Source organism: Sphingobacterium sp. UBA5639 (genome assembly GCF_002421245.1).
Lineage (GTDB): Bacteria > Bacteroidota > Bacteroidia > Sphingobacteriales > Sphingobacteriaceae > Sphingobacterium > Sphingobacterium multivorum.
In genome coordinates this window covers 97,195-110,186 of record NZ_DIJR01000019.1, presented here as the reverse complement: position 1 = coordinate 110,186, position 12,992 = coordinate 97,195, and the positions used below count along the sequence as shown (strand labels likewise).

Annotated in this window: 8 protein-coding genes; 1 reads left to right on the top strand and 7 read right to left on the bottom strand. The window is 44.1% G+C overall.

From position 1 onward, the window contains the following. The 4 genes from B4Z90_RS11410 to B4Z90_RS11395 all read right to left on the bottom strand — a co-directional run bounded on the left by B4Z90_RS11410 (window position 1) and on the right by B4Z90_RS11395 (window position 7,476). The gene (locus tag B4Z90_RS11410; protein ID WP_070566359.1) at window positions 1-1,782 is read right to left on the bottom strand and encodes a RagB/SusD family nutrient uptake outer membrane protein; all 1,782 of its coding nucleotides are present in this window, start codon (window positions 1,780-1,782) and stop codon (window positions 1-3) included. A 20-nt stretch (window positions 1,783-1,802) separates the two neighbouring features. Beyond that, window positions 1,803-5,345 (bottom strand): TonB-dependent receptor, encoded by a 3,543-nt coding sequence (locus B4Z90_RS11405; RefSeq protein ID WP_139144995.1) that lies wholly within the window; start codon window positions 5,343-5,345, stop codon window positions 1,803-1,805. A 190-nt stretch (window positions 5,346-5,535) separates the two neighbouring features. Then, window positions 5,536-6,747 carry a FecR family protein gene (locus B4Z90_RS11400; protein WP_070566361.1) on the bottom strand — a complete coding sequence of 404 codons (1,212 nt, stop codon included), beginning with the start codon at window positions 6,745-6,747 and terminating at the stop codon, window positions 5,536-5,538. 153 nt (window positions 6,748-6,900) lie between these two features. Then, the gene (locus B4Z90_RS11395; protein WP_070566363.1) at window positions 6,901-7,476 is read right to left on the bottom strand and encodes an RNA polymerase sigma factor; all 576 of its coding nucleotides are present in this window, start codon (window positions 7,474-7,476) and stop codon (window positions 6,901-6,903) included. 349 nt (window positions 7,477-7,825) lie between these two features. On the opposite strand from B4Z90_RS11395, the gene B4Z90_RS11390 reads away from it, so the two are divergent. Beyond that, window positions 7,826-8,167, top strand: a complete 342-nt coding sequence (locus tag B4Z90_RS11390) for a hypothetical protein (protein WP_070566365.1) — start codon at window positions 7,826-7,828, stop codon at window positions 8,165-8,167. Window positions 8,168-8,394: 227 nt separating this feature from the next. Here B4Z90_RS11390 and B4Z90_RS11385 read toward each other — a convergent pair whose 3' ends face one another. From B4Z90_RS11385 to B4Z90_RS11375, 3 genes are all read right to left on the bottom strand, one after another. After that, window positions 8,395-9,957: a DUF4832 domain-containing protein gene (locus tag B4Z90_RS11385; protein WP_254667712.1), complete on the bottom strand. Its 1,563-nt coding sequence runs from the start codon at window positions 9,955-9,957 to the stop codon at window positions 8,395-8,397. 44 nt (window positions 9,958-10,001) lie between these two features. Further along, window positions 10,002-11,216 carry a SusE domain-containing protein gene (locus B4Z90_RS11380; RefSeq protein WP_070566367.1) on the bottom strand — a complete coding sequence of 405 codons (1,215 nt, stop codon included), beginning with the start codon at window positions 11,214-11,216 and terminating at the stop codon, window positions 10,002-10,004. A 122-nt stretch (window positions 11,217-11,338) separates the two neighbouring features. Then, window positions 11,339-12,979: a RagB/SusD family nutrient uptake outer membrane protein gene (locus B4Z90_RS11375; protein ID WP_286802253.1), complete on the bottom strand. Its 1,641-nt coding sequence runs from the start codon at window positions 12,977-12,979 to the stop codon at window positions 11,339-11,341. Between the last annotated feature and the right edge of the window lie 13 nt (window positions 12,980-12,992).

Here is a 12,992-nt window from a genome sequence, read left to right as displayed (position 1 = left end):
TTATCTGTATAATTTCTCCCATTCAGGATTTTGTTTCAAATTTGGGTTTAACTTGATATCTTCGATTGGGATCGGTGCATAGTAATCACGTTTTTCATCAAACTTACCCCGTTGATAAAATGGATCAAGTGACCCCTTATTGGCATTCTGTGTATTCGAAACTGGGTCCCAAAGTGTCCGCTGATTGATATTGATCAAGGTGGTCACCGTACCCGGTGCACCCGATGTATTACCTGTATGGACATACACATCCGCCTTGCCATCTCCTGTAAAATCATAAGCTCCGATACCGGGAAAATAAACCCCGACAATAGGCTGATTCAGTTTGGATCCGGCTTTCCATCGCATTAAATCATCCCAGCGCTGCCCTTCGTTGAACAATTCAATCCGTCTTTCGCGCCGTATTTCCAATAGTACTCCCCTGAATGCTCCACCATCGACGTTCGGATACATGGCCAGCAGATAAGGGTCAGGGTTGGCATTCGCTTCCGCTAGAGATAGCATCGGCATCCCCGCGCGGCTACGCAGCTTATTGACGGTCAGGTCAAGGTCGCTTTGGCTGATCGTCCCCAGTTCGGCTTTTGCTTCGGCATTGATCAGCAGTGCTTCTGCATACCGGAATAAGATGACATCGAAATAGGAGGCCGATACGCCCCATTGCAATTTGTCAGGCAAGGCCTTGATCAGGCGATAGCCTGTCGTGGTGATCGTCAAGTTGACAGGCTCATTTGCTGTTTCTCCATTAGCACGGAAGTCAGGTCCCGCTGTTGTCTGTGTAAGCCTTGGATCTCTATTCTGCATTTCCTGATAGAATTCCATGGTCTTGTAACCTGATCTATCCGTAAAACGGCTTCCATCCTTCATCAGATAGCTATTGATCATATCTTTGGCGATACCATAGGCCCCCGAAGTTGCTGAGGTGAAGGAATAGCCAAGGCCATGCACACGCATGCCTAGTTCAAAATCAATGGAGAGAATAGTCTCCACCTGATCCTGATTATTTCGGGCGAACAGATTTCGATAGGCTTGATCTGCTCCGCCCTGGCTGTACAAGGTATAGGCCCCACTATTCATCAATTCGGTCGATGCACTAACAGCCTCATTCAGTAACTTTTCATGTCCTGCGATCTGATGGTATTTTCTAAATGTTCCTTCAAAGAGTGCCACCCTTGCTTTCAGCAGCAGCGCCGTGTATTTAGTGATCAAGTTAAGCTGTTTTTCAGCTGGTATATTTTCGATCGCATAGTCCAGATCGGCCATAATGGAATCCATCACCAGCTGCCGGGTGTCCCTAGCCTTGAAAAGGTCTTCATCTTTGGCACTCAGCACCTTTCCGTACCAGGGCACGTCACCGAAAGTTTTCACCTTATCGTAATAAAAATTCGCTCTAAAAAAACGGGCTATGCCGCCGTATTTCTTTTGTGCTACAGCGTCGGGCACTTTATGGTAGTTGGCCAGAAAATAATTGATCTTGCGCAACTGGCTCCAGGACCAACCGCCCGAACCGCTTCCCACGGGGACAGTTCGATTGCCCTTGATCCGGTCGGCAACCGTAAGGGGTATCATATTATCCGAATTACCATCGTTTGTATACCAGGATTCATTGGGTAAAAAGGTGTAAAAATCATTGGTGGCCACCTCCAGATCCTTTGCTGTATTGAAAAAATAAGGCGCTTCCACCTGGTCCTCCGAGGGACGGTCCAAATAATCTTTCTGACAAGCTGCCAGCGATAGCAAGATCAACAGACCAAGTAGTTTATAGGTGTTTGTTGTAAGTTTCATTATCATTGCGTTGTCAAGTATTAAAGCGTAAGCATTAAACCAAAAGAATAAGTTTTACCCATGGGATAGTCCCGTAGCAGTCCCCGCTCCGAGGAATCCGCAGGATCATTGGCACTTGCAGGCGAATTATAATTGATCATTGCACCTGCTTGTTCGGGATCTATATACTTCGTCAGATGGCCAAAGTTCCAGGTCAACAGATTCTCGCCGCTGAAGTAAAACCGTAATTTTTCAACTTTATAGCGCCTTGTCCATTTCTGCGGTAAGGTGTATCCCAACGTAAAATTTTTCATCCGTAGGAACCCAACATTGGTCAGGTAATAGTCGTTCAATTCGTACAGCGACCTTCCACTCTGCAGCGACGAGTATCCCCGATAGATCTGTGGATACCTGTTCCCTTTATTGTCCGGCGTCCATGCATTATCTACCAAGTCTTTGCGTACAAAGGAAAGATATGGGCGCTGGTAGGAACCCCAGTATAAATCTCCTGTCGGGTACCAATCCTGTTTGGCAACACCAGCAAAGGCTGCCGAGAGATCAAAATTATTCCAGGAAGCACTCATATTGATTCCAAATGGAAATTTCGGCATGGCATTACCAATGGGTTTAATATCACCGTGGTTGGCAAGCGTATTATCGCCTTTGTCGATGCGTCCATCACCATTGAGATCCACGTATTTCACATCGCCGCCGCGCAACATATTCCATTCACTATTTTGCGACACACTCAGAATATCATTATATACTTTGGAGAGGGACAATTGTGGATCCTGGAAACTATTCTGGTAGCTCAATGCCTCCGCATCGGACTGAAACTGTCCGTCGATATGGTATCCCCAGATCTGCCCTAGCACCTGTCCTTCGTAATAGGAGCTCAACAAGCCTTGTGGATTATTATATTTCGTAATGATCCCTTTAAAATTAGTGGTATTTGCGGCGATGTTGAAACGAAAGGGTGAGCCGGCAAGGTCAAATTTATCCTGGTAGCTTACCCCCACTTCAAAACCTTTATTGCGCAAAGCAGCATAGTTTTCACGCGGTTCATTAGCTCCAAATACCGCTGGAAGTGGCTGCCCCGGAAGATACATGCCTTCAACATCCTTCTGATACCAGTCAAAGTTGATATTTAGCTTGTTCTGGATCAGCCCAAGATCAACGCCAAAGTCAATGCTTTTGGTCCGTTCCCAGGTGACGACATTCGGCAACGGTGCCGGTGTACTCGCCCCGATAAGACGGGAGCCTCCATTTAGCCAAGCCAACTGCTGCACCGTCATCAATTCTTTAAAGGTATTGACACCTACAGTCTGGTTGCCGAGCTTGCCATAAGAAGCTCTGAGTTTTAAGGTAGGTATACTGCCTTTGATCGATTCCCAGAAGTGCTCACGATCTAGCTGCCAGCCTAATGAGACGGAGGGAAAAAATCCCCATCGGCTCCCGCTTGGAAAGCGTGACGAACCATCATACCGTGAATTTATTTCCAGCAGGTATTTATTATCGTAGGCATAATTAAAACGGCCAAATACACCCTGAATAGCCCAATTTTCAGCTGTTCCACTCAGGCTATACATGGAAGTCCCCAGCGCCAGGTTGGATAGATCTTCGATCAGCAGGTCGTCCATGGCCCCGGCGATACGGTCCCGGTCAAAGGATTCCTGATTGTAGCCTACCAATAATTTGAACTGATGTTTTTGCGCCACACTTTTTTCGTAGGTCGCAAACAGGTTCATCGCGTTATATTTGTCTTTCCAGCGGTATTCTGTCAGACGGTTGAGCCCTGCTGTCGTATAATTGAGCTTGTTGCCCGAATAGTAACTAAAGGGGTTGAGGCGTGTGCTCCGTGAAAAGTTTTCGATACGGTTGCTATAATCAAAATTTACCTGTAGGCCTTTCATTGGCTTGAGCAGGACACGGAAGGTATTGGTAAACTCTTCACTATTGCGTACCTCCCAGCTTTTTCCGGATTCCAGCCCTGCATTGGCTCCCTGACCGCCAGTACCCACACCGATATCCGTTGGAATACCATCGACAAAATTGGGGTAAAAAGGCATTAGATTATACCAGGTCGTCGTGCTCCAAAGTCCCCCCAGACCATTACTGTACCCCCCATATTCTTTATCCTTTTCGTTGATGAACTGCGTATTGTTTGAAATTTCCAACCAGCTGTTGGGCGTGAATACCAAATTGGATTTTATATTCTGGCGATCCATATTCGCATCGTCATTGATATTGTTGATCGTTTCCCGTTTGAATACACGTCCAGAGAGATAGGCTTTCAACTTTTCACTGCCACCTGAAATGGCGATATTATGGAAGTTGGAGGGCTGATATTTTTTAAATAGGTAATCCCACCAGTTGGTCTTATAGAAAAATTTATAGGTTCCGTCTGTCTGTTTCTCATGAAAGGGCGCAATCTCACCTGCAGCCACCATTTTAATTGCGTCCCAGTCCATTGCATTGTAACGTGTATAGGAACTGCCGTTATAACCATACAGTGCGGCATCTACTGTTTTACCATAGACATAGGGATCGGAGATATAGTCGGTACGGGAGGCGGGTGTAGTCCAGGCAAAATTATTGACATAATCGACCTTAACTGTTCCTGCCTTTCCTTTTTTGGTGGTGACCAAGATGACTCCAAAAGCACCACGGGCTCCATAAATGGCCGCCGAAGCAGCATCTTTCAGGACAGAAACACTTTCAATATCGTTGGGATTAACCCGTGTGATATTCCCTTCGATCCCGTCGATCAATACCAGCGGGCCGCCCTCATTGATGGAATTGAATCCCCGCACATTGATATCGGGTGTTTTGGATGGATCACCGCTGTTGAGCTGTATATTCAAGCCCGGCATAAGTCCCTGGAGTGTACCTGCAATATTTGCACTTGGACGCAGCGCGATATCATCCGCATTGACCTGCGACACAGCTCCCGTCAGATTGGCTCTTTTCTGTACACCGTAGCCCACGACGACAACTTCTTCCATTGCATTGATAGCCGGCTTCATGGTCACATGCAATGTCGACTGCTTTGCCAGCGCTATTTCCAGCGGCTGATAGCCAACCATCGTAAATACAAGTATGGCATCCGGGCTGCTGACCTGGATCTGAAAGCTGCCATCCTCCCGACTGAGTGTTTTCTCCTTTTTGCCTTTTTCACTGATAGTAACATTGTCCAACGGTCGGCCCTGATCGTCTTTGACAAATCCTTTGACCGGGTACAGCTGCGGAGCCTCCGTAACCGATACCTGGCGAACGGGCTGATCCACTTGTTTATTCAAGACAATATTTTTATCCGCTTTGACATAAGATAACTGCAACTGGGCCAATAGATCTTTCAAGGCTTCTTCAAAAGAAATATTGTGGTAGCTCACGCTGATACGGTCGTCTTTTGCGATCAGCGATTCGTTGTAAAAAATATTGTATCCGCTTTGCTTCTGCAGTTCTTTCAAGACAGCACTCACTTTCACATTATTCCGCTTCAGATTGACGGTCTGGCCAAAAGAAAATGCATGCAGCTGCAAATTGGCTGCGAATAAGAGAGGAATTGCTAATGACAATTTCATAGAAATTGGTATTTTCTGGGATCTTACCTGACATAATTGGGTCGGTCCGATCAATTTTTTTTTATTAAATTGCATTCGGTTGAGATAAAATTTAACGGTTTTACTATTCATCCATGTCGAGAAAAAGACAAAACTTTCAGGGGCGTTGGCGCGCTCCTGATTGTTATATATGCTTCCCTTCTCATCAGCGTTAGTTTAGCACATATATCCTCCTTCCTTTACGTTCGAAATGTACGCCACCGGCGAGAGAAATTGTTTTCAACAATTTATCGATATTTTCATAGCGGGAGATTGTCCCGGAGAAGTGCTGTCCCTGCAGCTGATCTTGGTAACTGATCTCGACATCATACCAGCGTGCTACCTCGTCCATGACCGTTTGAATGGATGCATTATCAAAAGCAAAATTTCCATTTTTCCAGGCAAGACTATAGAACGGATCCACTTGTTCCTTTTTCACGCTCTTGCGGCTTTTATCAAAAACGACCTGGTCATTGGGCGCTAGGACCTGTTCTTTCAAGGCAGCATCGCCAAAAGATAGCTTGACTTTTCCTTCTACCAACGTGGTAACGATTTGATCCCCAAAACTCCTGATGTTAAAATGTGTTCCAAGAACCTCGAGTGTCTGTGCTCCACTTTGCACGATAAAAGGTACCCGTTTGCCTTTATTGTCCATTTTAGCCACTTCAAAATAGGCTTCACCTTCGAGCTGCACCGACCGCAACTTCGCATCAAATTTTACAGGATATTTGATCTTACTGCCTGCATTGAGCTGCACAAGACTTCCGTCGGCCATCTTTAATGTATACTCTCCACCTCTAGGGGTTACGACCGTATTGTAGACGATGTTATTTGTTGGTGACAACATGTCTTTGAGCTTATAACTGATTTGACCTTTATTATCTTTGGTGATCAAATATTCGCCTTGGTCAAGGACTGTATCCGCATGGAGCAAACTGAGGTCGATCTGTTTTCCATCTTCAAGAATGATTATGGCTTTATCAGAACCCGGTACGATCGACACCGTAGACAGCTGCTCTTTTGGCTGCATATCCACGGTATAAAAGTTGTAGTAGCCCCATAGCACGGCTACGCAGAACGCAAGAAAGATTGCCGCCACCTGCCACCATCTACTCCTGAAATTAAAATGTCCATCTGTAGTTCTTTGGTACGTAGATGCAGGTGTTGCTAATCTCGGATCGGCTAATATATTTTCCATCATCCGATGTGGATCGGGGTATGTTGCGGGCTTTGCAGGGTACGAGTTCTCTCGCCAGACTTTCTCCCAAGCCTGCAGAAATGCAGGATCATCCATTAATCCTACAAGCAGTTCCTGTTCTTCTTTGCTGGCTTGATCAGCAAGATATTTACGTATTAATTGGCTGTATTGTTCAATTTGGTTCATTCCTTTGGATCGATTTCAACTACATAATCGCACGAAGCCGGAAAAAGTACCAATAGAAAAAATTTTTTTTTACGGATTTTAGGCGACCTAACTTTTTAGCCCCCTGAGATGGCTAATTACAACTACAGGAAAAGAGGTGGCAACCCGAGTTGCTTAGAAAAAAAAGATGGACAGGATTTTATCCAGCTTGAACCGGACAAATTTTGAGGCGAGACTGAGGTGATTACGCACGGTATTTTTGGAGAGCCCTTCTTCATCGGCAATTTCCTGATAAGATTGATCTTCAAACTTGCTCCGCCGGTAAACTGCCTGCTGCTGTGGAGGCAATTGTGCAATAATAGATTCTAAGATGACCTGTAGCTCTTTGCCATCCAATTCTTCCTGGAGCGAAAAAGAACTTTCAGGCCAACTGTGCTGAAGCGACTGCAGATAGTTGGATCGGACCAGCGATTTACGGAAATTGGATATGGCCATTCTCTTTGAAATAGCAAATAGAAAGGGAAAAATGGCTTCCGGACCGGAGAGCTGCATTCTTTTTAAATAAAATTCAATAAAAACTTCCTGTGTGACCTCCTCCGCATCACTGTCACTTTTGCAGAGTTGTCTGACTTTAAAATAAATAATCGGCTGATAATAATTGAACACAATACCAAAAATAGACTGATCTCCAGCTTGTAATAAGAGAAAATCGTCCATTGATATGGAAATATGTTTCAGTCCAACGATCATGAATTCGGTATATTTAATTGATGCAAATTAACCTAACAGATGTTAATTTCATATAAAATTAACATTAATATCCATAATTACGAGCTCAGTCGCCTTATAAAAAAACAGAGCTGTCCAAGTAGATTGGATCGCTATTATTACATGAAGTAAGGCTATTGAAGTTACTTGACCAACTAGCTCTCGATTTTACCGGATAAACTAATATCGAATAAGTCAGCGCGAATAATAGATAAACCCTCGCGAATACCAATCGTTTACGTCAGTCAATTTCCATGTCCTTATTTTTATTAATAGATAATTACAACATGCTCAAAAGGCATATATGGTTTAACAAAAAAACTTAAAAACAATGAAAAAGTTATTGATGAGTCTGATAGCCGTAGCTGCGCTATCGACAGCGGCTTTTGCAGGCACGGAGACAAAAGCACCAAAAGAAAATGCAGAAGTAAAAACAAGTACTTCCGCAGCAACTGAAAACACAAACAAAGTTGAAGTTGCCGAATTAACAAAGGAAAACAATGCAAAGTTTTTAACAAAGTGTGTTTATACGCTAACTGTCTACAATAGTAGTGGCCAAGTGATTGACACTTTCACTTCGCAAACCTATGTCGAAAATTCCTGTTCAGGATTCTTCGACAACTGCAGAACAATTTACAGACATATGCTTGCCCATGGTGAATTAGGAATATAGTCTGCAAATTATATTTCATTCGAATTATAATTGCTAAAACATAGCGGGGCTTAGGCCTCGCTATGTAGTCATGCGTTGATGTCGGCCTATTCCAAAAGATTTATCAATGCTTACCTTCTTTGACATGTGTGCAATTTCAGCTGCTTACATGCAATTCAAAAATCCTTAATGGAAAACAGCTACCAATCAATCATTTGATAGCTGTTTCTAACAATCTCTGCTTAATTTTATTGTACCTGCACCTTCAATAGTTTTAACCATCCGGTATTGGTCACATCACCATTTACGGCAAGTTTTATGCCCGGCTGGTTTTCATTTGAGGTATCGATAATAGCAATGGCCCAAGTATAGTTTCCAGCGGGAAGGCCAACCTTGGCTTTTAATTCGTACGCTATTGGATTATTCTTAAGCCAGGTTGAAGGTTCTCCTTTATCATCTACAAAAACTTCTTTCACCTTATTTTCTTCATCCAGCAGTGCAAAAGCTACCTTATATTTATAGTTCCATTGGGGAATATTGTTCGGAAAATACCCCCAGCCCATATTCCGCCAGCGATGGTTAATCGTCGTTTCGGTACCGGTATTGACTTTCTCCGGTAAATAGACCCGATCGGGATATAAACGATAACCACCTTCAGAAATAAAACGTTGGCATAATGTAAAGGACTTGGTGAACCAGCTTTCAATTTCACCGATACGGAAATCCATCATGTTTACAGCGGCTTCCAAAGAGCTGTCAAATTCGCCCTGCCGAACATCTTCGGGATGGTTTTCCCTATATTTACCACTTGAGTCAGTCCAGTAGCGATGGGTACCTGTGGTAATCCAACCGCCTTCCATAATAATCGGACGTTTAAAATTCCAAACCTTAGCAAAATTTTTCTCCCAGCTTTGATAATAATCGGTCATTCCAAAGGCATCCTGACGCAGGCTGTATCCTTTGCTGATCATCTTATTCAACAACTTCTCCGAATTCGGATTTGGAGCTCCATTGCCCGCTGGGTCGCCAACTACGCGATGATAATTGATTAGCAAGGGGACCTTTGTAAAATTCTTTGAATAAACATCCGAAATCCAATCGACGACTTCTTCTTTGATGGCCTCAATATTTTGACCAGAGGGGTTATTGGGATCTTCATATATTACACTGTGCCCCTCGCCCCACAATCCGAGTCCATAGGCATCTACAAAGGATGTTTTATTTAAATCATTAAAATCCTTAGCTAATTCTTCGATCAGCTTGCTATAATATTTCCTAAAAACAGGGTCTTGCAGCACCGGCGTTTTTCTGTCCGGAAAAGATGCATTGGCCACATAATACTTGGCGCCTGCATCAAAAACAAACTGCGGCGTATTTGCTCCTTGATCGCGACCGTCGACCACGATACGAAAGGCGATTGGCAATCCTTTATCTTGTGCCCCTTTGATCATTTTATAGATTGCGGTGCTGGGATCCCTCCAGGCATATACGCCATCTACAGGATTAAAAGTTCGCCAGCTGGTACGGATATAACAGGCAGATGCATAGTCAATTGCTTTGACCGTTTTACCTAAGTCAGGTACATAGAATTGGGTGTCCCAATAAGAGGGATTGCCCGAAGCTGAGGCATACATGACCCAACCATTTAAAGGGTTACGAAACATGGCACTCCTGTTGTAACTGGGCTTCACCAAGGTGCCCGACAGTGCTCTTTCAGTATCGGCGCCTTCTTTCTTACATGACACTGCTAGAAAGCAAAGCATAACAGTAAATGCTTTGAAACAGGCTTTTTTGTAATTTATATTTTTCACTTTCAAAAATGTTAAAGTTAATTTATGCGTTTGGATACGGTTGCTTACCGTTTTAACGCCAGAATCGTCATATTTCTTAAATCAAAAATCAGCACATTGGTCGTCGCCGGGATAGTGAAATAAGAATTGCGATTTGCACTCGAATTGCCCCCGCCCAGTTCAGTTACTTTTCCCAGAGTGAGCGTCAAGGTCTGGGCCACCCCCGCAGACGTGAGCGGAGCACTAAATGCGTAAGCCAGGTTTTTGTTATTACTGTTATCTCCAGTCACGATAAACTTCGTAGTCCCTACTTTACCACCGGTATAAACCAAAACTTGCGGATCGGCCAAACTTACTTGGCAATCCATTTTAACCGGAGTTCCCCAGCCATTGATACTTCCGTGCATCCATAAATCTGTCACCGTTGTCGTATAAGGTTGATCACCTGTCCAGGTCACGGTCTTTGCTGCAAGCATTTTTGTCGGTGAATAGATTGTTGCTGTGGCCTTTTGCATGTTGACCACGACACGGTATTCTCCAGCAGTTTCTATTTTCCAGGAGAACACACGTTCCCTCATCTTAATACCAACAGCATTCCCATCGCTTAATGAGGTGCTTCCATCGGAAGTAACGACGTAATTGGTCTCACCGTTAAATTCTACCGGAATTTCGAGTTCGCCCGGCTGCAAATTCAAGACATAGGCATACTGATCCAAATTTTCCAGTGTTTTTGGCATCTCCACCTTGTTTCCGCCAACGGCACTTCCGCTCAAGAACACTTTATCGGCATCAAAAACAACCGCCTTGATCGGATTTACTGTAATTCTTACGGTACGTACTTCGGGTGCCTCAAAAGTAGCACCGCCCTCCCATTGGGCGACCACTCTAAACTCCAGCGTAAAGCTCTTATTTGCGGGTATGCCCCACTTTTCGTTTGCCCAATTTTGCAATTGCTCGGAAGTAAAGCTTCTGCTGAATACATTATCGTCTTCATAATTGAATATGGCTGTACCAGTCCCAAAATTATTTCCCACCACATCCAACATGGTACTGTAACTGACCAAATGATCATCTAACTGCGCCCTGGCGGGCTTCCAGTTAAATGTGACAATATCTTTGGTCAAATTGACCTCGTCCAACGTAATGTTTTCCGACGAAGGCTGAAGGGCCATCGTTTCATTGACTTTGGGTATATCCTGAATTTCCTGTTTGCAGGATAACTGGCAAAGTACCATGCTTAAGAAAAATAAGGTTTTGTATAAATAATTGATGATTTTCATTGATTTATATTTTTGCTAACGTTTGGATAGAATCATGCGCCTGACTGGCGTCGCTGCTGTTTGTTATCGGGTTGGGAAGCTGCCGAAAATTCAAATGCTATTCGTACAGCTTCCCGCTACCATTAATTATAACCTGGGTTCTGCGGGAACGGCGCCCCTGTATTGGCATCCCTGATCACCTGTGGAATAGGCCATAAGATATTGTTGTCCGTAATTTTATCCCTTATCGCGTTATTATACTTTTTAACACGCTCTACCAAGGTATTAGTGCGCACCAAGGTAAACCTTCTGCTTTCTTCGCCAACTAATTCGCGGATACGCTCATCGAGCAGGAAATCCATATTCATCTGTGCGCCCGTGATTTCGGATGCTCCGGCTCTTTTCCGCACCTCGTTGACGGCTTGCGCGGCTTTATCTGGCATATTTTGTCCCAAATAGGCTTCAGCAAGCAACAGATAGGTTTCAGCCAAACGGAATTTCATACGATCTTTATAACTACCGGTCAAACTTAAATTTTCAGTACGTCCGTAAAAGAATTTTGTAATCGCTGGAAATAAGCTTTTTGTCGTAAACCAGGTCTGCTCGGTAATATTGGCTTTTTTACCGTATAGCGAGGTCTCATTCGCGTTGTTGTAGTACCAGTTGCGTTTAATGTTATAACCTGAATTACGGATATCATTTGCTTCGAAAATACCAGCGACATTGCCTGTAGCATTGGTACCTGTAGTACCTACCCACCACTTCATAGGCACTAATTGTGCGATACCACGACCGCCCAAGGTGTCAGCCAAAACAAATCCCGTAATGGTCGAGTAATTGGGTATCCAAGCCCGGCGGGTCCAGTCATCTGAATTGGTACCACCGCCGATCGTGTTAAACTGGAACTGCAATACCCAGATACTTTCTTTATTGCCGCTTTTTCTATTTTGATTATTTTCCAGAAATAAATCGCTGAATACATCGCCTGGTTTGCTGCTATTCACGCCGTATCTGTTTTTCATCAGGTTATAATAACCGCTATTGATGACCGCCAATGCGGCTTTTTCGGCTTCGGCATGATTGCCCTGCAGCAGATAGATCTCGCTCAGTAAGTGGCTCGCTGCCCATTTGGTCAGCTTTCCTTCTTTGACGCCGTCTGGATTGGTAGGCAGGTTATCCACGGCAAACTTCAGGTCGTCTACCATATGTCCAATAACTTCAGCTTTTGGTGTGCGTGTAAAATTAAGCTGAAAATCATACAAAATGGTTTCTACATAAGGTACATCGCCGTAGAGATAAAACAAGGTGCGGTAAGCATAAGCCCGAAAGAAGCGGGCTTCAGCCTGGAAGCGTGCTTTATCTTCCGGCGTATCCCAATTGGTATTTTTTTCGGAATAAACCAGCATCAGGTTTGCCGATGAAATGAGGTTGTAAGCCCAGTTCCAGTAAGTACCCACAAAACGCTCGGAAGCAGTAAGTGTAAGGTTTGCAAAAGCCGTCAAAGAGCCATCGCTATTAATGGCATCGGCGATATCTGTAGAGACCTGTAAGGCTTCGTATGGACAGGCACCATTGTGAATAAAAGCACCACCTTCGCCATAGGTATTGTATTCTGAACGGGTGAGCGTATATAGACCAGCGCTCCCCACCTCGAAACCGTAGGTGCTGGTATAGGTATTGGAGGGGGCCAGTTCAGTTTTCAGTTCTTCCTCCAGAAACTTCTTACAGCCTCCTAAGGTGAACAATACGATAAGTCCCAAACTTGTTGTGATAATATTTTTCATTTTCATGTCCTAT